A 22030-nucleotide genomic window follows, 5' to 3' on the forward strand; every position below is an offset into this window, starting at 1 on the left:
CCCGTTATCCCTGCGGCAGTTCCAGCTGGCTGTAACCCAGCCCATTCATCTTGCGTACTTTAATCTGTACCGGAATACGCTCCTTCATCGCTTCCACGTGACTGATGACCCCAATGGTTTTGCCGCTGGCATTAAGCGCGTCCAGGGCATCCAGCGCGGTGTCCAGCGTCTGCGCATCCAGCGTGCCAAATCCCTCATCCAGAAACAGCGATTCGATGCGCGTTTTGTGGCTGACCAGATCCGACAACGCCAGCGCCAGCGCCAGACTCACCAGGAAGCTCTCACCACCCGACAGCGTGCGGGTATCGCGCGCCGCATCGGCTTGCCAGGTATCGACCACATCCAGCTCCAGCAGATCCTGCGCCCGTCGCTGCAGCAGATAGCGGCCATGCAGCCGATCGAGCTGACGGTTAGCCAGGGCCACCAGGTGATCCAGCGTTAAGCCCTGGGCGAAGCGCCGGAATTTATCGCCGCTGGCGGAGCCAATCAGATCGTTGAGCAGGCTCCACTGCGCCAGCGTCACACCATCCTGTTCAATCTGTGTCATCAGGCTCTGCTGGCGCACACGAAGGCTGGCATCGCTCTGTAGCTGCTGCTGAATCTGACCCTGCTGGCTGGCGTTGTCGCGCAGTGCCAGCCGTAACTGCTCCAGCTGTTGCGCCAGCGCCTCGGCGGATTCCGGCATCGCAGCGGGTTTCGCCTGCTGATGGAGACTGAGCCGCTGACGCAGATCCGCCAGTCGCGCCTGCTGCTGCTGGCATTGCTGATCGAGCTGCTGCAACTGCTGACGCAGTTGCACTGCGGTCTGCTCATCCAGCAGCGCCGCGCGCAGGCTGGCTTCATCCGCGAATCCGGCGCTCTCCAGTGCCTGCTGCAGCGCGCTTTCCGCCTCTGCCAGTTTGCTATTGAGCGTCTGCCGCTGATTTTCCAGTCCCGAAAGCTCACCCTGCAGGCGACTGACCTCGGCCTGCGCCTGTTGCAGGGCCGTGAGCTGCTGTGCCAGTTGTTCATCAGCCTGCTGAACGCGGGCCTGCATCTGCTGACGGGCGTGGGTGACCTCGCGGTCGCCAAACAGCGCCTGACGGGCACGGCGCATCTCGCTGAGCTGCGTCTGGCGCTGGTTTTGCTGCTGCTGACGAGTGGTGAGCTGCTGCTGCTCCAGTTCTGCCTGCTGTTGCAGGGCAGTGAGCTGGGTTTCCCCCTTTAACAGCTGCGGTTGCAGGTTAGCGAGCAACCGCTCACTTTCCTGCCAGCGCTCCCAGCGCCGCTGCTGTTCTGTCAGCCATGCATCGCGATGGGCGGCGTCGGGCAGGGCAAGGTTGTGTGCACTGAACTGCTGCTCCAGACGACTCTGCAATTGCGCCATGGCCTGCTGGTCCTGCTGCTGACGCTGTTGCAGCGCATCCAGCGCCTGTTGCAGGCTGGACAGCGACTGCTGCGCCAGCTGTTCTGCCTGCAAATGCTGCTGCCAGGCCTGTGACTGCTGAAGATGGTAATCCTTTGCGGCCTGACGCGCCTGTTCGGCGGCTTCCTGCGCCTGTCGCTGTTGCTCAAGCTGGCTTTCACGTTCGCTTTGCTGCTGCTCCCACGCGGTTAAGGTATCCCGATCGGCGAGCGGGAAGGTAAGTGCCAGCTCACCGCTCAGCGCCTGCCATTGCTGCTCAAGCCGATCGAGCTGTTGCTGCATCTCCGCGATCTCATCGCGCAGGGTCTGCTGCTGCACGGCTGACTGTTTCAGCTGTTCGCTTTTTGTCGTGCCCGCTTCGCGCAATGCCTCGGTTTGTTGCTGCAGTGCAGCCCGGCGCTGCTGGTTAGCACTTACTTCCAGCGTGCTGTAGGCCTCAACGGCGGGATGCGTGCAGGAGCCGCATAGCGGACAGGGCTGATCGGCGGCGAGCCGGGCGCGGTAATCGCTGAGATCGACAATCTGCTGCTCCAGCGCGCAGATTTTTTCGACATCATCCAGCTGCTGTTTTTCGCGTTTCCACGTTTCGCGCAGGGCCTGGAGTTCCGCTTCACTCTGCTGATGCGCTTTTGCGAGCGCGATAAGCCGCTGCTGGCGCTGGCCCAGCTGCTGGTGCAGCGGCTGCCACTGGGTTGAAAGCAGCAGCAGTTGCTGACGCGCCGGACGGCTGTTCTGCAACTGGCTTAATGCCTGACGCAGTGCGGCAGGCGGATGCTGTTCCTGTAGCGAAGTTAGTACTTGCTCCGCCTGCGAGAGCGCCTGGCGGGCCTGTTGCTCCGCCTGCTGGCGCGGGAGCGCCTGTTCTGCCTGCTGCTGCTGTTCCGCCTGCTGGGCAGCGATCTGTCGCTGCTGCTGCTCGCGCTGTTGCGCCAGTCCGGCCAGGGTCGCTTCACGCTGCGCCAGCAGGGCAAAGTTCTCCTGCCACACCGGCAGCGAAGCGCCCCATTGGGCGAGATCGGCAAGCTGCTGGCGTAACTGATGCTGTTCGGCAATCGCCTGCTGCCATGTCTCAACCTGGCGCTTCTGCTCTGCCAGGCTGGCCTGTGTCTGATCAGCATGCTGCTGCTGTCGGGCATTTTCCTGCTGCTGCTCCGCAAGCTGCTGCTGCAGTGCGCTGATCCGCTGATCCAGCGGCAGCACCTGTTCTGTCAGCAGACTTTCCTGCTGCTGCTGTTCCTGCAGCGCCTGCTGGCGGGCACTTTGGGTCGTCGCGTAGTGCTGTTGATGCTGCTGCTGTTGGCTCTGCGCCTGCTGCTGCGCCGCCGTGAGTTGCTGACAGCGGCTCACGACCTGCTGCTGTTCGGTGCGTAACGCATCGCGCTGCTGCAGTTTTACCCGCAGCTTTTCAGCCGGTTCGCTGCGTGCAAGACGCTGACGATCGGCCTCTGCCGCCTGGGATGCAGCCTGGGCCTGCTGCAGCGCGACGTCAGCCTGCGCATCTTCCTGCTGTAACTGCTGCGCCTGCTGTTGCCACTGCTGCTGTTGCTGCGCCTGCTGATAGTGCGCGCTGAGCTGCTGTTCCGCATCGGTCAGATCGGTGAGCTGCTGTTGCAGCGCGGCGCGTGCGTCGCTATCCAGCAGCGCCATCGCTCCCGCCTGGCTGCGCAGCAGATCCAGCTGGGTTTTTGCCTCTTTGTGGCGCTCGTAGATGGCGGCGGAAATCAGACCGTAAATCTCGGTGCCGGTCAGCTCCTCAAGCAGTTCCGCGCGCTCACTGGCTTTGGCGTTGAGAAAGGCGGCGAACTGGCCCTGTGACAGCATCATCGAGCGGGTAAACCTTTCAAAATCGAGCCCGGAGAGGGTTTCGATCAGCTTCAGCTTGTCACCGACTTTATCGGCAACAATGATGTTGTCGGCGCAGCGTGCCAGCTCAACGCGCGGTGCCTGAAGTTTGCCGTCGGCAGTGCCGCGCGCGCGGTTCTGGCTCCAGAAGGCGCGCCAGGCTTCTCCTTTGATCTCAAACTCCACCTCGGCCAGACATTCGGCACAGTCGCGGGTCATCAGCGCATTCTGGCTCTGTGAAATCGCGCCCAGGCGCGGAGTCTGGTGATAGAGCGCCAGGCAGATGGCGTCCAGCAGGGTGGTTTTACCGGCGCCGGTGGCACCGGTAATGGCGAACAGGCCGTTGCTGGCGAAAGGTTCGGCGCGAAAATCGATGAACCATTCACCGCGCAGGGCATTGAGGTTTTTGAACCGTAGCGTGAGGATCTTCATTGGGTCTCTTCCATGGCGGCCAGCGTCTGGCGGAACAGGGTGGTCATCTCGGCGATTTGCTCTGGTTGCAGCTCCTCATCCAGCGCCAGCCGGCGGGCAAAGACCTCCTCCACCTTCAGCTCACTCAGGGTTTCGTTGTCGAGCCGCGCCAGGCTCTGTTGTCGCTGTTCACGGCTGCGGCGGAGCAACAGGACTTCGACCGGCAGCGTGGCGGTCAGGGTTTCTACCTGACGCTGCAGATCGCTGAGGTACTCCTGGGTGGTGACTTCGATGTCGAGCCAGGTCGGCTTCTCCTGCTCTGCCGTGCTGAAGGCATTTAACTGTTCTGCAATCTGCGCCAGCGATCCTTTCAGCACCTGCATCGGCTGCGCCTGTGGCACCACCAGCGGCGTGACCGATTGCAGGCCGCTGGTGGTGAGTTCCAGCAGGAAGACGCTTTTTTCTGTGCCCAGCTCGTCAAAGCTCAGCGGAATCGGTGAGCCGCTGTAGCGGATATGCTCGCTGCCCGCGACGCGCTGGGCGCGATGAATATGCCCCAGTGCGATATAGTCAGCCGCGGGAAACACGCTGGCCGGGAAGGCATCCAGCGTCCCGATATAGATGTCGCGCACCGAATCGCTCTGGCTGACGCCGACGGTGGTGAGATGGCCGGTGGCGATAATCGGCAGTGCATGGCCCAGCGCCTGGGCGGCGGTGAATCGCTGCTGATAGTGGTGGGCGATCGCTTCCAGCAGCGAGGTCTGCTTGTCGCGTCCCGACTGACCCGCCCGGCTGCGCAGGATATCGCGCGGCCGCAGATAGGGAATCGCACACAGCAGCGCGCCCGGCTCGCCCTGGCGGGTGTTGAGCAGCAGCACATCATCCTTCTCCTGCGGGGTGGCGATCACCCGGGTATTGAGACAGGCGAGCAGCTCACGCGACTCATTCAGCGTGGCAACGGAATCGTGGTTGCCCGCCAGCACAATCAGCTGACAGCCGCTGGGCTGCAGCGCCACCACAAAGCGGTTGAACATTTCGCGGGCGTAGCTGGGCGGTGTACCGGTATCAAACAGATCGCCTGCGATGATCAACGCATCCACCTGATGCTGTTCAATCTGGATCAACAGCCAGTCGAGAAATGCCTGATGTTCGGCTGCCCGACTTTTGTTGTAGAAGAACTGCCCCAGATGCCAGTCCGCAGTATGAATGATGCGCATGATGAGTCCCTGCCGTTGTGATTCGCCCGGCGATTATACTGGCTCTGCGGCCAAAGCAAAAAATTGTCGCTGCGCTGTCATAAATGATTACCAGTGAGGTTACAGGCAGGTTATGTTTTTCATAAAAGTGTCACAAATCTGACGCATAATGGCGCCGCGAATCTCAGTGACATCCGTCATAATCAGCAGGAGTAATAATGGCTAAGCGCATTTTGGTTGTGGAGGATGAAGCCCCCATCCGTGAAATGTTGTGTTTTGTTCTGGAGCAGAACGACTATCAGCCAATCGAGGCGGAAGATTATGACAGCGCCGTTGGCAAGCTGATTGAACCCTGGCCCGATCTGATTTTGCTGGACTGGATGTTACCCGGTGGCAGCGGTATTCAGTTTATCAAACATCTGAAACGCGAGGCGATGACACGCGATATCCCGGTGATGATGCTCACCGCGCGCGGCGAAGAGGAGGATCGGGTGCGCGGCCTGGAAGTGGGTGCCGATGATTACATTACCAAACCCTTTTCACCTAAAGAGCTGATGGCGAGGATCAAAGCGGTGATGCGCCGTATTTCGCCGATGGCCGTGGAAGAGGTGATTGAGATGCAGGGGCTGAGTCTGGATCCCTCCTCACATCGCGTGATGTCCGAAACCACGCCGCTGGAGATGGGTCCCACCGAATATAAGCTGCTGCACTTCTTTATGACCCACCCGGAACGCGTTTACAGCCGCGAACAGCTGCTGAACCACGTCTGGGGCACCAATGTGTATGTGGAAGATCGTACTGTCGATGTTCACATCCGCCGTTTACGTAAAGCGCTGGAAGTGTCCGGCCACGATCGCATGGTACAAACCGTTCGCGGAACAGGGTATCGTTTCTCTGCCCGCTACTAAACGGAGCCTTAACCGTGCTGGAACGCCTCTCCTGGAAGAGATTACTGACAGAACTGCTGCTGGTCTGTCTGCCCGCAGTGCTGCTGGGCCTGCTGTTCGGCGGTCTGCCCTGGTGGCTGCTGCTGAGCGTGCTGACGGTGCTGTTGTGGCATTTTCACAATCTGATGCGGCTGTCGCACTGGCTGTGGATCGACCGCACCATGACGCCACCGGCCGGGCGTGCCAGCTGGGAACCGCTGTTTTATGGTCTTTACCAGATGCAGCTCCGCAACCGGCGGCGACGGCGTGAACTGGGCAATCTGATTAAGCGTTTCCGCAGCGGTGCCGAGTCGCTGCCGGATGCGGTGATCCTGACCACCGAAGAGGGCACCATTTTCTGGTGTAACGGCCTGGCGCAGCAGCACCTGGGTCTGCGCTGGCCGGAAGATAATGGCCAGAATATCCTCAATCTGCTCCGTTATCCGGAGTTCTCGCGCTATCTTCGCCAGCGCGATTTCGACAAGCCGCTGACGCTGGTGCTGAACAACAAACTTCATATGGAGTTCCGCGTCATGCCCTACAGCGAAGGGCAGTGGCTGCTGGTGGCGCGTGATGTCACGCAGATGCATCAGCTGGAAGGGGCGCGCCGCAACTTCTTTGCCAACGTCAGCCATGAATTGCGCACACCGCTCACGGTGCTGCAGGGCTATCTGGAGATGATGAACGACTCGGTGATGAGCGAGCCTTCGCGCAGCAAAGCGCTGCACACCATGTCGGAGCAGACGCGCCGCATGGACAGCCTGGTCAAACAGCTGCTGACGCTGTCGCGCATTGAAGCCGCGCCCGCGATCGATCTGAAAGAGAAGGTCGATGTGCCGGTGATGCTGAAACTGCTGCAGCATGAGGCGGCAACGCTGAGTGGCGGCCGTCACGACATCCATTTCCATACCGATCCCCATCTGAAAGTGTTCGGCAACGATGAACAGCTGCGCAGCGCCATCTCCAATCTGGTTTACAACGCGGTAAACCACACACCGGATGGCACGCGAATTGATATCAGCTGGCTGCGCGGCAAACAGGGGGCTATCTTCCGGGTGTGCGATAACGGGCCGGGCATCGCCTCAGAACATATTCCGCGTCTTACCGAGCGTTTCTACCGGGTCGATAAAGCGCGTTCGCGTGCGACCGGCGGCAGCGGGCTGGGGCTGGCGATAGTGAAACATGCTCTGAGCCACCATAACGCCCGGCTCGATATCACCAGCGTGCCGCACAAGGAGACCTGTTTTACCTTTACGCTGCCAGCGAGGTTGATTGTCAGCAGCGTGATGCAGGAGAATGCCGTTCATTAATTGCTGCCGGATCTCCCTGATGCGCATCCTTCTTTTGTTGATCGTTACTCTGCTGCCGGGCCTGGCACTGGCCCAGCCCGGCGCGCTCTCCGGCAATCTCAGCAGCGTCGGATCGGATACGCTGGGTTATCTGATGACGCTGTGGGGCGAAGATTTCAGTCGCCAGGCGCCGGGCGTCAATGTCCAGGTTCAGGCCTCCGGCTCTTCTACTGCGCCGACCGCGCTGGCGGCAGGGGCAGCACAACTCGGTCCGATGAGCCGCCCGATGCAGGCAGATGAACGCCAGGCCTTTGAGGCGCGCTACGGTTATCCGCCGCTGGCGGTTCCGGTGGCTATGGATGCGCTGGTGGTAGTGGTGAATCAGCGCAATCCGCTGCAGCAGATAGAACCGCGTCAGCTCGATGCCATCTTCTCGATTACCCGTCTGTGTGGCGCACACAGCGTGCCGCTGCGCTGGGGCGATCTCGGCTTAACCGGCGCGCAGTGGAGCAAACGGCCGATTCAGCGCTATGGACGTAACTCCGCCTCCGGCACATGGGGTTTCTTCAAGCAGCAGGCGCTGTGTAAAGGTGATTTTCGCAGCGACGTGGCGGAGTTTCCCGGCTCGGCCGCAGTGGTGCAGGCGGTGGCCGGTAATTCACGCAGCATCGGCTACGCCAGTTTTGGCTTTCATCTCAGCGGCGTAAAAATGCTGGCGGTGATGAATGATCAGGGGCAGGCGATTACCCCGGATGCCGATGCCATCCGCAGTGGCCGTTATCCCTGGGCGCGCCCGCTCTATCTCTATGTGAATAAAGCGCCCGGCAAACCTTTGCCGCCGCTGGTGGCCGCGTTTCTGCAGCAGGTACTTTCGGCGCAGGGACAGCGGCGGGTCAGTGAAGCGGGCTATCTGCCGCTCTCTGACAGTCAGATGACGCAGGCGCGCGCCGCGCTGCGTTAATCTCCCACACGTGAATTTTTTTCATCATCACTGAATTTTCTTCAGTTGCAGAAGAAAGCCGCCCATGCCACTCTGTGTTCAGACATGTAGCCATCCAGATGGCTATTTATATGAGGATGCAACTATTTCCTGCCGTCATTAACGGCAGGAGAGACAGGAGTGATCATGCAAAGAGAAACCGCCCCGTTCCGTGCCGATACCGTTGGCAGCTTTCTGCGTCCCGCCGCCATTAAGCAGGCGCGCGAACAGTTTGCAGCCGGAGAGATCGATGCGGCTGCCCTGCGCCAGGTTGAAGATGAGGCGATTCGCGATGTGGTGGCGAAACAGCAGGAAAACGGTCTGAAAGTGGTCACTGATGGCGAGTTTCGTCGCGGCTGGTGGCACTTCGACTTCTTCTATGGCCTGAATGGCGTAGAGCGCTATGAAGCGGAGCAGGGCATTCAGTTTAATGGCGTGCAGACCAAAGCGCATGGCGTGAAAGTGGTGAGCAAACTCGGTTTCCCGGCGGATCATCCGATGCTGGCGCATTTCCGCTTCCTGCAGAGTATTGCCGGTGATGCGGTGCCGAAGATGACCATTCCCAGCCCCAGCGTGCTGCACTTCCGTGGTGGCCGCAAGGTGATCGACGCGGAAGTCTATCCCGATCTGGCGGACTACTTCGACGATCTGGCGCAGACCTATAAAGCGGCTATTCAGGCGTTTTATGACGCGGGCTGCCGCTATCTGCAACTGGATGATACCGTCTGGGCTTACCTCTGTTCTGAGGATCAGAAGCGCGATATCCGGGCGCGTGGCGACGATCCTGACCAGCTGGCACAGACTTATGCTCAGGTGTTGAATAAAGCGCTGGAAGGTAAACCTGCCGATCTGACCGTGGGTCTGCATGTCTGTCGCGGCAACTTCCGTTCAACCTGGATCTCTGAAGGCGGCTATGGGCCGGTCGCAGAAATCCTGTTCGGCAGCGTCAACGTGGATGCCTTCTTCCTGGAGTATGACAACGCCCGTTCCGGCGGTTTTGAACCACTGCGTTACATTAAGCCAGGTCATCAGCAGGTGGTGCTGGGCCTCATCACCACGAAAGTGGGTGAACTGGAAGATCCGGCGCAGGTGAAAACCCGGCTGGAAGAGGCGGCGCAGTATGTCAGTCTGGATCAGATCTGCCTCAGTCCGCAGTGTGGTTTTGCCTCAACCGAAGAGGGCAACAGCCTGACCGAGGCGCAGCAGTGGCAGAAGATTCGCTTAGTGGTCGATATCGCGAATCAGGTCTGGTAGTGCTGTAACGTTGTGCAGACAGGCGCGTAAAACGCGCCTTTTGTGTATCTTCAGACCCGTTTATGCGGGGATTTCTCACGCTCTGTCTATTATTTAGGCACATCATCTTGTGTGCCTGCTGCAAAAATTAACGCTATCCACTGCCTTTTGAAAAAATGGCGGCATAACCTTCTGGTTTTCCGATCCCGTATTGCCTTTCACCGCTATAAACGTTTTACTTAGCGCCGTTGTCGATCCATCCCTCTGTGAACAGAATAAAAGCAGCTTAAATCACCTGCGCTTTACCCTGCGACGAGCATAATGCGCTGACATTGTCAGCCTGGTCGTGGTTTACACGCAGCGAGGGGACAACACTAACCCAACTTCCACCGCAACATCAGTGACAGGCCGTATGACACATCGTTTAACTTCGAAGGACATTCTCGCGCTGGGCTTTATGACATTCGCCCTGTTTGTTGGCGCGGGCAACATCATTTTCCCGCCTATGGTCGGTATTCAGTCTGGCGAACACGTCTGGACTGCCGCGATTGGTTTTCTGATTACCGCAGTCGGTCTGCCCGTGATGACCGTGATCGCGCTGGCCCGCGTCGGCGGCGGCGTGGATGCACTCAGCACCCCGATTGGCAAGGTCGCTGGCATCGTGCTGGCCACCGTTTGCTATCTGGCTGTCGGGCCGCTGTTTGCCACACCGCGTACGGCCACGGTCTCGTTTGAGATGGGTATTGCCCCGCTGACCGGTGATGGCGCGCTGCCGCTGTTTATCTATAGCCTGATTTACTTCACGCTGGTGATTGGCGTATCGCTCTATCCCGGCAAGCTACTCGACACGGTAGGGCACTTCCTTGCGCCATTAAAAATTATTGCGCTGACCGTGCTGGGTGTTGCTGCCCTGGTGTGGCCTGCTGGCGGCACGGTTCCGGCTACCGCTGATTATCAGCGTGCGGCCTTCTCCAGCGGTTTCGTCAATGGCTATCTGACCATGGATACGCTGGGCGCGCTGGTATTTGGCATCGTGATTGTCAACGCCGCCCGTTCGCGTGGCGTCGATAATGCCGCGTTGCTGACCCGTTACACCGTGCTGGCGGGGTTAATCGCCGGTCTGGGCCTGACGCTGGTCTACCTCTGCCTGTTTAAGCTGGGCGCGGGCAGCGGTGCGCTGGTGGATCAAAACGCTAACGGTGCAGCGATTCTGCACGCGTATGTTCAGCACACCTTTGGCAACATGGGCAGCTTCTTCCTTGCCGCGCTGATCTTCGTCGCCTGTATGGTGACCGCCGTAGGCCTGACCTGTGCCTGTGCGGAATTTTTTGCGCAATACCTGCCGTTATCGTATAAAACGCTGGTGTTTATTCTGGGTCTGTTCTCCATGGTGGTGTCGAATCTCGGCCTGAGCCACCTGATTCAGATCTCCATCCCGGTACTGACGGCGATTTATCCGCCCTGTATCGTGCTGGTGGTGCTGAGTTTCACTCTCAACTGGTGGAATAAGAGCAGCCGGATTATCGCGCCAGCCATGTTAATCAGCTTGCTGTTCGGTATTGTTGATGCGATTAAAACCACCGGGTTTAAAGATTTGCTGCCCGCTTTCAGTCAGAATCTGCCGCTGGCCGATCAGGGTCTCGCCTGGTTGCCGCCGTCGCTGGTGATGCTGCTGATTGCCGCTGTTATTGATCGGGTGAAAGGGCCGGAACAGGTGACCGTTCACTCGTAGCAGAGAGCACTGATTTTTCTTTAACCACGGGCCTGCCCGTGGTTTTTTCATTTCACAGGTACAGGTTGTTATGCAAGAAACCAACAAGCTCAAACGCGGACTGAGCACGCGCCACATCCGCTTTATGGCGCTGGGATCGGCGATTGGCACCGGGCTGTTCTACGGTTCCGCTGACGCGATAAAAATGGCCGGACCGAGCGTGCTGCTCGCCTATATCATCGGCGGGGCAGTGGCTTACATCATCATGCGCGCACTGGGTGAGATGTCCGTTAACAATCCTCAGGCCAGCTCCTTCTCACGTTACGCGCAGGACTATCTTGGGCCGATGGCAGGCTACATCACCGGCTGGACGTACTGTTTTGAAATCCTGATCGTGGCGATTGCGGATGTCACGGCGTTCGGCATCTATATGGGCGTCTGGTTCCCTGAGGTGCCGCACTGGATTTGGGTGCTGAGCGTGGTGCTGATCATCGGTGCCGTCAATCTGATGAGCGTGAAGGTGTTCGGCGAAGTGGAGTTCTGGTTCTCCTTCTTCAAAGTCGCCACCATTATCGTGATGATTCTGGCCGGTTTCGGCATGATCATCTGGGGTCTCGGCAACGGCGGCCAGCCGACCGGCATCCACAATCTCTGGACTAACGGCGGCTTCTTTGCTCACGGCGTAGTCGGTATGCTGCTGTCGCTGCAGATGGTGATGTTTGCCTATGGTGGCATCGAAATCATCGGTATCACCGCCGGTGAAGCGAAAGATCCGGAGAAGTCGATTCCGCGCGCCATCAACTCGGTGCCGTGGCGCATTCTGGTGTTCTACGTCGGCACGCTGTTTGTGATTATGTCGATCTACCCGTGGAATCAGGTAGGAACTTCGGGCAGCCCGTTTGTGCTGACCTTCCAGCATTTGGGTATTGCGGCGGCTGCCTCTATCCTCAATTTTGTGGTGCTGACCGCGTCACTCTCGGCGATTAACAGCGATGTGTTTGGCGTGGGCCGCATGCTGCACGGGATGGCGCAGCAGGGACATGCGCCGAAGGTCTTTATGAAGGTCTCTTCGCGCGGGATTCCGTGGGTGACGGTGGTGGTGATGATGTTCGCCATGCTGATTGCGGTTTATCTCAACTACCTGATGCCGGAAAAAGTCTTCCTGGTGATCGCCTCGCTGGCGACCTTTGCAACAGTGTGGGTCTGGATCATGATTCTGCTGTCGCAGATCGCGTTCCGTCGCAAAATTGGTAAAGAGGCCGCCAGTAAGCTGCAGTTTGCGCTGCCAGGCGGCAGCTGGACTGCTGGTGTCGGCGTAGCCTTCCTCTGCTTTATTATCGGTCTGATTGGTTATTTCCCCGATACCCGCATTTCCCTCTATGTCGGTATGGTGTGGATAGTGGTGCTGCTGCTGGGCTATAAGCTGGTTCGTAAACCCCGCTAATCTCCTGTTCTGCTCTCTCATTCGTGGGGGAGCAGAACACGCTATTTCCCGCGCTTTTATATTCCTGCTCATCTGATTATTTATGTGACCCAATCCACAATATGGAATCCTGTTATCAGGAGCAAAACGCCTTCCTGCGAAATAAGTTTATGTCCCGGTTTATATCCATGAATGCGTATTTTAATTGGCAGTGAATGTGGCCGATAGTGATAACCGGGCAGGGGCGATAAGGGAGATTCAGAGAAGTGAGCGTGCAGTCACACAGGCGCTGGCGGGCAGCAGTAGCGGGGCGTGTAAGAAATAAAAAACGGCGAAACCAGTCGCCGAAATATTCAAGAATTACAGGAAAATAGTTAATAAAGGGATGATTGACGGGTCTATCGTAAAACAAAACGAGTGGCGCTGATAGTCAGGCGATTTAAATAAGAAAAGGTCGGAATGGCGTTAATTAACAGCGGTTAACATTATTCAGGCCGCGTTGATGCTGCGGCCTGAATTTGATTAGCCACAGACTCAGGGCAATATAACCGAAACCGGCAGCACAGCGCTGTTATCCAGCTTTTTCCGTAGCTGAGTCAGCGTGGATTGATAAGGGCAGAGCAGGCCGACATCGGTGATTCTGCAGTCAGGCTGATGCCACTCCTGACGTAATAACGGATGTTTATCATCAATCGGTTGCAGCTGACGAATCCCATCCAGACTCTGCGCCTGGAAATAGAGCCGCAAAAAACGTTCGCCGCTGCGGGTGTCGCGCCAGCGCTCCAGCACCAGACTACTGCCCGGTGGAATGTTGCCGCGTGAATAGCCTGGCAACTGCCAGCTAAAGCCCATCAGGGTGCGCACCATCGCAATATTGGTGTCATGTGCCACCAGAATCAGCCAGCGGCCCGGCGCGCTATCGGAAGCAATCGCCTCCAGCAGGGCGTTGAGCAATATTGAGCCACGGCGCTGTGCCTGATAGAGCACGTCGTTGCTGAGATCGTAGTTTGCGGTCAGCAGCGGCAGCAGCGTGGTGATCTGCGCGGCCGAGGTGATGTGTCCCCAGGCGAGCTGGTCCAACGGCAGGTTTTCGCTGTAGCCCAGTCGCAGCGTCTCCACCATGCTTGCCATCACACTCAGCCCGTAAACGTATGTGTTGCCGTTACGGGTTTGCCGGAACGACCAGGGCGCATCAAAGAGGGGGCAGTCAGTAGCTGGCGGGCAGACGGCGGCTTTCAGCTGCTGAATGGCGGGTTGCAACTGCTGTTGCAGCCGCGCCAGATCGCCCGCTTTCTGCTGCTTAGCCGCCAGCTCCTGAGCAGGATCGGTGTGGGTGACCGTCAGCTTTTCACTCTGGAACAGGGGATCGACATCGCCCGCTACGTGATGCACCGGCACGCCGCAGCCGGGAAAGGCCCCGTCAGTCAGCGCTGCGGCCGTGGCACGGGTGCGCTGCAGCGGACTGGCGCGCACGTAGACCTGTGCCGCATCAGGACAGCCCGCGCCCAGCAGGCCGAGCTGGCGATAGTGCTCGCCTTCCCAGCGGCCTTTATTGACCACCGCGCTGTAGCCATGACCGGTCAGCTCGCCATCGGCGGTGGTCCACTGCGTCCAGGGTTGCTGGCTGGCGGCTTCAATCTCTTTGCGATTGCCGGGGGTGGGCGGACGGACACCGTGACGGCTCAGTTCGACCACCTTCTCCAGCTGGTAATCCGCCGCCTGTGACGCCGGACTTAACAGCCAGAGAGAACAGAGGATCAGCGCGCAGCGGTACAGGCCTGGCAGCGTCATTTACTCCTCCAGCGCGCGATTACCGGTCAGCGCTTTGATTTTTGGATAAAGAGTCGCATTGGCCAGCAACACCGGGTTGCCGTTTTTTAGCCCCTCGTTGCGCAGATAATCATTAGTGACGCCGCCCGCTTCGCGCATCAGGACGATGCCCGGCAGACTATCCCAGGGATGCATATGCGCTTCATAGTAGCCAATCAGTCGCCCGGCGGCCGCCCAGGCGCTGGTCAGCGCGGCAGAACCGATGCGAATAAACATGCCACCCTGTTCAGTTAAGCCGCTAATCAGGCGCGAGACGCTTTCGGCAGGGGTGCGACTGGAGTTGCTGATGCCGAGCAAACCCTCGTTGAGATGCGTCGCGCTATGAACCTGCAAACGGCTCTCATTAACCCACGCACCCTGACCTGCTCGTGCGTGAAACAGCTCCTGATGATTGGGATCGCAGACCACGCCGATTACCGGTTCGCCGTCACAGACCACCGCCAGCGAGACGCACCAGTTAGGCAGGCCGTTGACGAAGCAGGCGGTGCCGTCGATGGGATCGACCACCCAGATAAAGGGCGCGCCCTGAACCTCACCACCGCTCTCTTCGCCATAGACAGCATCGTCAGGAAAGCGCTCAGCGATTAATGTCTTAATCAATGCCTCAACGTTACGATCAGCCTCGCTGACCACGTCCTGCAAATCCCTTTTGTGTTCCACCACCAGTGTCTGACGCTGCTGATACCACGAATAAGCCCGGCTGGCCGCCGCACGGGCGATGTCGCAGGCGTAACGGTAACGCGCGTCAATTTCAGAATGCGAAGCGGATGACATCTTTTCCTCTTATGTCTTTTGGTCAAAACGAACGGAAGGCACGCCTGAACAGGCGGTCTGGCTGTGATATTTACTTAACTATTGTTAAGAAAGGCTTCATTAAGCCGCAGATAGGCAGCAATGGCAAGATGGTGCGGGGTCGGGTGAGGCGCTTTCCCGGCGGGCGAAAGCTGGCGTCCGCCAGCCCGGCAGCAGAGGATCGGGTTTTACAGGGTTCTGCTGGTCGCCAGCGCCATTAAACGCGGATAAAAAACAAAAAACAGCGCTTCCAGCTGATCATAGTGTTGCGTGAAATCGTGGTAGGAGTCGCGCAGGGCTGCCAGGCGTGGACGGCGGCTGGCCATGCCGTGCAGCACCCGCTCCAGCCGCGCGGGCTGGGCATAATGCTCAAACCAGCGCTCGCGCCACATCACCGCGTTGAGTTCCTGAAACTCGATGGGGGTGTCTGCCAGTTGCGGCATGATCTCGCGCTCGGCGGCGGCAGAAAAGTGCACCAGCGTCTGGCCGGGCGTGAAGTGCTGCCAGTGCCGGGCCAGAAAATGGTCCCAGATGACGTCCAGCGTAATGGGTGCCACGCGATAGGTTTCGGCACGGAATAGCTGACGGGCGCTGCGCACTTCCGGCAGCGCATCGGTCATCACATCGAGACGACGGTGCATCAGAATGCCGTCCGCGACGGGCGCAGACCAGTGCTGGTGCGGGTTGCCACGCACAAAATCGGCCATTAAATTGCCGAGTAAGGAGCTGTCGGCCAGCTTAGCCAGATGGAGATGAGCAAGAAAGTTCATGCCGCATTATAGGCTGAACTGCCTTTGCGCAGCCAGTTGTTCAGAATTGGTCGATTTTCCGCTAAACTGTGCCGCCTGTTTTTGCCTGAGAAAGAACTCTTTCATGCGTGTCGCCGATTTTGCTTTTGAACTGCCCGAATCCCTGATTGCTCACTATCCCCAGGCGCAGCGCAGCGGCTGTCGTCTGCTGTCGCTCGATGGTCCCAGCGGGACGCTGTCGCACGGTGTGTTCACCGACGTGCTGGATAAGCTGAATCCGGGCGATCTGCTGGTGTTCAACAACACCCGTGTGATTCCGGCGCGCGTCTTTGGCCGCAAAGCCAGTGGCGGCAAAATCGAGATGCTGGTGGAGCGGATGCTTGACGACAAGCGTGTGCTGGCCCATGTGCGCGCCTCGAAAGCGCCGAAGCCGGGAGCAGAACTGCTGCTGGGCGAAAACGAGAGCGTCAAAGCGACGATGGTGGCGCGTCACGATGCGCTGTTTGAGATTGTGTTTGATGATGAGCGCGCGGTGCTCGACATCCTCAACAGCGTCGGCCATATGCCTCTGCCGCCTTATATCGACCGTCCGGATGAAGAGGCGGATCGCGAGCTCTATCAGACGGTTTACAGTGCCCGACCGGGTGCCGTTGCGGCACCGACCGCCGGTCTGCATTTTGATGAACCGCTGCTGCAGGCGCTGAAAGAGAAGGGCATTGAGATGGCGTTTGTGACGCTGCATGTCGGTGCGGGAACCTTCCAGCCAGTGCGCGTCGACACCATCGAAGAGCATCACATGCATGCTGAATATGCCGAAGTGCCGCAGGAGGTTGTTGATGCGGTGCTGGCCTGTAAAGCACGCGGCAATAAGGTGGTCGCTGTCGGCACCACCTCTGTCCGTTCGCTGGAGAGCGCCGCCAAAGCGAGTCAGGATGCCCTGATTGCGCCGTTCTTCGACGATACCCAGATTTTTATCTATCCGGGCTATGAGTATCAGGTGATCGATGCGCTGATCACCAACTTCCATCTGCCCGAATCGACTCTGATTATGCTGGTCTCGGCGTTTGCCGGTTATCAGCACACCATGGCCGCGTACCGCGCAGCCGTGGCTGAGCAATATCGTTTCTTCAGTTATGGCGACGCGATGTTTATCAGCAAAAATCCGCAGGCGCCACTGGAAAAAGTGGGCGACTGATTTATTAACCGATAGCCGGAATCGACTGAGAGCGACTGAAGGTTATCTGCATCGGACTGTTTCTCCGATGGAGGCTTTGTGAAATTTGAACTTGATACCACAGACGGGCGCGCACGCCGTGGCCGTCTGATTTTTGATCGCGGTGTGGTGGAAACCCCTGCGTTTATGCCTGTTGGCACCTATGGCACCGTTAAAGGCATGACGCCGGAAGAAGTGCAGGAGACCGGCGCGCAGATCATTCTGGGCAATACCTTCCACCTCTGGCTGCGTCCGGGCCAGGAGATCATGAAACTGCATGGCGATCTGCATGACTTTATGCAGTGGAAAGGGCCGATTCTGACCGACTCCGGCGGCTTCCAGGTCTTCAGCCTGGGCGACATCCGTAAAATCACCGAAGCGGGCGTGCATTTCCGTAACCCGATCAACGGCGACCCGATCTTCCTCGATCCGGAAAAATCGATGGAGATTCAGTATGACCTCGGTTCTGACATCGTGATGATTTTCGATGAATGTACGCCCTATCCGGCGGACTGGGACTACGCCAAACGCTCGATGGAGATGTCGCTACGCTGGGCGCAACGCAGTCGTGACCGTTTTGACAGCCTGGGCAATAAAAATGCGCTATTTGGCATTATTCAGGGCTCGGTTTACGAAGATTTACGAGATGTCTCGGTGAAAGGTCTGGTAGAGATTGGCTTTGATGGGTACGCTGTGGGCGGCCTGGCGGTGGGTGAGCCTAAGCAGGACATGCACCGTATTCTTGAGCACGTCTGTCCGCAGCTTCCGCAGGATAAACCGCGTTATCTGATGGGTGTCGGCAAGCCAGAAGATCTGGTTGAGGGCGTCCGTCGCGGCGTCGATATGTTTGACTGCGTGATGCCGACCCGTAATGCCCGAAATGGTCATCTGTTTGTGACTGAGGGTGTGGTGAAAATCCGCAACGCCAGATACAAAGATGACACTGCGCCACTGGATGCGGAGTGTGATTGTTACACCTGTCGCAATTATAGTCGTGCCTACTTGTATCATCTCGACCGTTGTAACGAAATACTGGGCGCGCGTCTGAACACTATCCACAATTTGCGCTATTACCAGCGCCTGATGGCAGGTTTACGCCAGGCCATCGAAGAGGGTAAATTAGAGCGCTTTGTAAACGAGTTCTACCAACGGACGGGCAAAGAAGTTCCGCCTTTAACGTCTGATAATTCATCAATGAGGGAAATTTAATGAGCTTTTTCATTTCTGACGCCGTGGCCGCAGCAGGCGCACCGTCTCAGGGAAGTCCGTATTCTCTGGTGATCATGCTGGTGGTGTTTGGTCTGATTTTCTATTTCATGATCCTGCGTCCGCAGCAGAAACGTGCGAAAGAGCACAAGAAGCTGATGGATTCTATCTCTAAGGGTGATGAAGTGCTGACCAGCGGTGGCCTTGTAGGCCGCGTAACAAAAGTCTCTGACACGGGCTACGTAGCTATCGCGCTGAATGACACCAATGAAGTCGTCATTAAACGTGATTTCGTCGCCGCCGTGCTGCCTAAAGGCACTATCAAGGCGCTGTAATTCTTTCTTCCCTAAGGGAACTGCCGTGTTAAATCGTTATCCTTTGTGGAAGTACGTGATGCTGGTCGTCGTGATTCTCGTCGGCCTGCTCTATGCGCTTCCCAACCTGTATGGTGAGGATCCGGCCGTTCAAATCACTGGTGCGCGCGGAAGCGCCGCCAGTGAGCAGACGTTGGATCAAATTCAGTCCGCATTAAAACAAGACAATATCCAGAGCAAATCTGTTGCGCTGGAAAATGGTGCGATTACCGCGCGCTTCAATAATACGGATGTGCAGTTACGCGCCCGTGAAGCGATCATGAAAGCGCTGGGTGAAAACTACGTTGTTGCGCTGAACCTCGCGCCAGCCACGCCTCGCTGGCTGTCGATGCTGTCAGCAGAACCGATGAAACTCGGTCTCGATCTGCGTGGTGGTGTGCACTTCCTGATGGAAGTGGACATGGACACCGCACTCGGCAAACTGCAGGAGCAGAATGCTGACTCGCTGCGTAGCGACCTGCGCACCAAAAGTATCCCTTACACCACCGTCAACAAAATCGCGAACTACGGCGTGGAAATTCGTTTCCGTGACGCAGCCAGCCGCGATGCGGCGATCTCCTGGCTGACCTCGCGTCATCAGGATCTGGTGATCAACAGCAGCGGCAGCGATGCCCTGCGTGCCACCATGAGCGATGCTCGTCTCAGCGAAGCGCGTGAATATGCGGTTCAGCAGAACATTACTATTCTGCGTAACCGTGTGAACCAGCTGGGCGTGGCCGAACCGCTGGTACAGCGTCAGGGTTCCGATCGCATCGTAGTTGAGTTGCCGGGTATTCAGGATACGGCACGCGCTAAAGAGATTCTGGGTGCAACGGCGACGCTGGAATTCCGTCTGGTAAACACCAGCGTGGATCCAACCGTAGCGGCCAGTGGTCGTGTACCGGGTGACTCTGAAGTTAAAGACATGCGTGATGGCCAGCCGGTGGTGCTCTACAAGCGGGTGATCCTGACCGGTGACCATATCACCGACTCGACTTCCAGCATGGATGAGTACAACCAGCCACAGGTGAACATTTCACTGGATGGCGCAGGCGGTAACATCATGTCGAACTTCACCAAGGACAACATCGGCAAGCCGATGGCGACCCTGTTTGTGGAGTACAAAGACAGTGGTAAAAAAGATGCCAACGGCCGTTCAATTCTGGTGAAACAGGAAGAGGTGATTAACGTCGCCAACATCCAGTCTCGTCTGGGGAACAGCTTCCGCATCACCGGTATCAACAACCCGAACGAAGCGCGTCAGCTCTCGCTGCTGCTGCGTGCCGGTGCGTTGATTGCGCCCATCCAGATTGTGGAAGAGCGTACTATCGGGCCGACCATGGGTCAGCAGAACATTACTCAGGGTCTGGAAGCCTGCCTGTGGGGTCTGCTTGCGTCGATCTTGTTTATGGTGGTGTTCTACAAGAAGTTTGGTCTGATTGCTACCAGCGCGCTGCTGGTTAACCTGGTGCTGATTGTCGGCATTATGTCGCTGTTGCCGGGCGCGACCCTGACCATGCCGGGTATTGCCGGTATCGTGTTAACGCTGGCGGTGGCGGTGGATGCCAACGTGCTGATTAACGAACGTATTAAAGAAGAGCTGCGTAACGGGCGCTCGGTTCAGCAGGCAATTCATGAGGGCTATAAAGGCGCCTTCTCCAGTATTGTCGATGCGAACGTGACCACCCTGATCAAAGTTATCATTCTTTATGCAGTCGGCACCGGTTCGATCAAAGGCTTTGCTATTACCACCGCAATTGGTATCGCAACCTCAATGTTCACCGCGATTGTCGGTACCCGTGCCATTGTTAACCTGGTTTACGGTGGCAAACGCATCAACAAGCTGTCTATCTGAGGAGTGCGTTGTGGCACAGGAATATAACATTGAGCAGTTGAACCACGGGCGTAAAGTCGTCGACTTTATGCGCTGGGATAAGCTGGCCTTCATCATTTCGGGACTGCTGATTCTCGCCGCGATTGCTATCGTGGGTGTGCGTGGTTTTAACTGGGGCCTCGATTTCACCGGTGGTACGGTGATTGAGATCGCGCTGGAAAAACCGGCCGATCTTGAAGTCCTGCGTGGTGATCTGGTGAAAGCGGGCTTTGACGAGCCGCTGGTGCAGAACTTTGGCAGCAGCCGTGACGTCATGGTGCGTATGGCACCGGTTACCGGCCCGGCGGGCACCGAGTTAGGCAATAAAGTGGTGTCGGTAATTAACCAGACCACGCAGCAAAACGCCACCGTTAAGCGCATTGAGTTCGTGGGTCCGAGTGTGGGCAGCGACCTGGCGCAGGCGGGTGCGATGGCGCTGTTGTCCGCGCTGATTGCGATTCTGATCTACATCGGTTTTCGCTTTGAGTGGCGTCTGGCGCTGGGTACCGTGCTGGCGCTGGCGCATGACGTGATCATCACCTGCGGCCTGCTAGCGCTGTTCCGCATTGAAATCGACCTGACGATTGTTGCCTCACTGATGTCGGTGATTGGCTACTCGCTTAACGATAAAATCGTGGTGTCGGACCGTATTCGTGAAAACTTCCGCAAGATCCGTCGCGGCAGCTCTTACGATATTACTAACGTGTCACTGACCCAGACGTTAAGCCGTACGCTGATTACCTCGCTGACCACGCTGGCGATGATCCTCATCCTCTTCGTGTTTGGTGGTGCGCTGCTGAAAGGCTTCTCACTGACCATGCTGATTGGTGTGACGATTGGTACGATTTCATCAATTTATGTCTCTTCGGCGCTGGCGCTGAAGCTGGGCATGAAGCGTGAACATATGCTGGTGCAGAAAGTCGAGAAAGAGGGCGCCGATCAGCCTTCTATCCTGCCTTAATCGCCGCAGAGAAATAAAAACGGGCAGCCATGTGGCTGCCCGTTTTTTTTTGCACCTGTGATCAGATCAGGGTGCAGCAGGAGAGGTCTGGGCAGGTGCGTCGCCGGTGACGTTATGCACGCGGACATAACCTGATTGATCCGGTGTGAGGCCGCTGAGTCGGAGCGGTATGCTCACCGAATGCTGGGGCAGCAGCGAGGCAGGCACCGCTATCGTCTGACTCAGACTGCCGTTACTCAGTGGTTTACCGGTTGCCGGATCGAGTTCGCCCCAGTTCACCGTAGCGTGCAGGGCGGGCAAGGGGCGATCGTCCATTGAGCGTACCGTCAGGGTTGCCCGCGAGCCGCTGGCTTCAGCGGTGACTGGCGAGAGCGTCAGTCGCAGCGTGCCGAGCTGGGTTTGCAGTGCCACCGGCGTGTTCGCCTGCGGGATCAGCCACGCGCCTTGCTGCGAATGGCTGTTTAACTGCCCCTGAATCTCCAGCGCGCTGGCCTGCGTGGTCAGGTGCTGCATCTGCTGATTAAGCTGACTCACTTCCTGATGCAGCTCTCTGACCTGCGGGTTGCTGGCGCTACTGCTGCAACCACTCAGCGTCACCAGAGAGAGCGCCACCGGAACCCAAACCATCCTGCTCATAA

The 22030-nt window shown here is 57.9% G+C and carries 17 protein-coding genes; 11 read left to right on the forward strand and 6 right to left on the reverse strand.

What is annotated here, in order from left to right; translation table 11 throughout:
• Nucleotides 1-4: 4 nt before the first annotated feature.
• Nucleotides 5-3679 carry an AAA family ATPase gene (locus tag AC6I8B_RS04455; RefSeq protein WP_157351623.1) on the reverse strand — a complete coding sequence of 1225 codons (3675 nt, stop codon included), beginning with the start codon at nt 3677-3679 and terminating at the stop codon, nt 5-7.
• On the reverse strand, nt 3676-4875 hold the full coding sequence (sbcD, locus tag AC6I8B_RS04460; RefSeq protein WP_157351625.1) for an exonuclease subunit SbcD: 1200 nt from the start codon (nt 4873-4875) through the stop codon (nt 3676-3678). Before sbcD ends, AC6I8B_RS04455 begins: the two co-directional genes overlap by 4 nt.
• A 197-nt stretch (nt 4876-5072) precedes the next feature.
• Here sbcD and phoB point away from each other — a divergent pair, with 197 nt between their 5' ends.
• The 6 genes from phoB to proY all read left to right on the forward strand — a co-directional run bounded on the left by phoB (nt 5073) and on the right by proY (nt 12436).
• Complete coding sequence (gene phoB, locus AC6I8B_RS04465) at nt 5073-5762, forward strand: phosphate response regulator transcription factor PhoB (RefSeq protein WP_003852491.1); 690 nt, start codon at nt 5073-5075, stop codon at nt 5760-5762.
• A gap of 14 nt (nt 5763-5776) precedes the next feature.
• Nucleotides 5777-7090 (forward strand): phosphate regulon sensor histidine kinase PhoR, encoded by a 1314-nt coding sequence (gene phoR, locus AC6I8B_RS04470; RefSeq protein ID WP_497817593.1) that lies wholly within the window; start codon nt 5777-5779, stop codon nt 7088-7090.
• A 19-nt stretch (nt 7091-7109) separates the two neighbouring features.
• Nucleotides 7110-8030, forward strand: a complete 921-nt coding sequence (locus AC6I8B_RS04475; RefSeq protein WP_031293116.1) for a PstS family phosphate ABC transporter substrate-binding protein — start codon at nt 7110-7112, stop codon at nt 8028-8030.
• 165 nt (nt 8031-8195) lie between these two features.
• Nucleotides 8196-9302: a cobalamin-independent methionine synthase II family protein gene (locus AC6I8B_RS04480; protein WP_157351627.1), complete on the forward strand. Its 1107-nt coding sequence runs from the start codon at nt 8196-8198 to the stop codon at nt 9300-9302.
• Between the two features lie 391 nt (nt 9303-9693).
• A complete protein-coding gene (gene brnQ, locus AC6I8B_RS04485) occupies nt 9694-11013 on the forward strand; it encodes a branched-chain amino acid transporter carrier protein BrnQ (protein ID WP_157351629.1) in 1320 nt (439 codons plus the stop codon).
• 70 nt (nt 11014-11083) lie between these two features.
• Nucleotides 11084-12436, forward strand: a complete 1353-nt coding sequence (gene proY / locus AC6I8B_RS04490) for a proline-specific permease ProY (protein WP_031593969.1) — start codon at nt 11084-11086, stop codon at nt 12434-12436.
• 513 nt (nt 12437-12949) lie between these two features.
• On the opposite strand, the gene AC6I8B_RS04495 is transcribed toward proY, so the two are convergent.
• The 3 genes from AC6I8B_RS04495 to AC6I8B_RS04505 all read right to left on the reverse strand — a co-directional run bounded on the left by AC6I8B_RS04495 (nt 12950) and on the right by AC6I8B_RS04505 (nt 15807).
• Nucleotides 12950-14206 (reverse strand): histidine-type phosphatase, encoded by a 1257-nt coding sequence (locus AC6I8B_RS04495; protein WP_157351631.1) that lies wholly within the window; start codon nt 14204-14206, stop codon nt 12950-12952.
• Nucleotides 14207-15019 carry an inositol monophosphatase family protein gene (locus AC6I8B_RS04500; RefSeq protein ID WP_157351633.1) on the reverse strand — a complete coding sequence of 271 codons (813 nt, stop codon included), beginning with the start codon at nt 15017-15019 and terminating at the stop codon, nt 14207-14209. It abuts the gene before it with no gap.
• Nucleotides 15020-15225: 206 nt separating this feature from the next.
• A complete protein-coding gene (locus AC6I8B_RS04505; protein WP_022626127.1) occupies nt 15226-15807 on the reverse strand; it encodes an ACP phosphodiesterase in 582 nt (193 codons plus the stop codon).
• 103 nt (nt 15808-15910) lie between these two features.
• Between AC6I8B_RS04505 and queA the strand changes: the two genes are divergently transcribed.
• From queA to secF, 5 genes are all read left to right on the forward strand, one after another.
• Nucleotides 15911-16981 carry a tRNA preQ1(34) S-adenosylmethionine ribosyltransferase-isomerase QueA gene (queA, locus tag AC6I8B_RS04510; protein WP_157351635.1) on the forward strand — a complete coding sequence of 357 codons (1071 nt, stop codon included), beginning with the start codon at nt 15911-15913 and terminating at the stop codon, nt 16979-16981.
• A gap of 78 nt (nt 16982-17059) precedes the next feature.
• Nucleotides 17060-18208 (forward strand): tRNA guanosine(34) transglycosylase Tgt, encoded by a 1149-nt coding sequence (gene tgt / locus AC6I8B_RS04515; RefSeq protein ID WP_010255351.1) that lies wholly within the window; start codon nt 17060-17062, stop codon nt 18206-18208.
• Nucleotides 18208-18540: a preprotein translocase subunit YajC gene (yajC, locus tag AC6I8B_RS04520; protein ID WP_010255353.1), complete on the forward strand. Its 333-nt coding sequence runs from the start codon at nt 18208-18210 to the stop codon at nt 18538-18540. Before tgt ends, yajC begins: the two co-directional genes overlap by 1 nt.
• A 25-nt stretch (nt 18541-18565) precedes the next feature.
• Nucleotides 18566-20413: a protein translocase subunit SecD gene (secD, locus tag AC6I8B_RS04525; protein ID WP_010255355.1), complete on the forward strand. Its 1848-nt coding sequence runs from the start codon at nt 18566-18568 to the stop codon at nt 20411-20413.
• A 10-nt stretch (nt 20414-20423) separates the two neighbouring features.
• A complete protein-coding gene (gene secF, locus AC6I8B_RS04530) occupies nt 20424-21392 on the forward strand; it encodes a protein translocase subunit SecF (protein WP_010255357.1) in 969 nt (322 codons plus the stop codon).
• Between the two features lie 66 nt (nt 21393-21458).
• Here the strand turns inward: secF and AC6I8B_RS04535 are convergent, their stop codons facing one another.
• Nucleotides 21459-22028 (reverse strand): SadB/YajI family lipoprotein, encoded by a 570-nt coding sequence (locus AC6I8B_RS04535; protein ID WP_157351637.1) that lies wholly within the window; start codon nt 22026-22028, stop codon nt 21459-21461.
• Nucleotides 22029-22030 lie beyond the last annotated feature (2 nt).

The organism is Pantoea sp. X-Soil-ISGK-285, assembly GCF_059730815.1.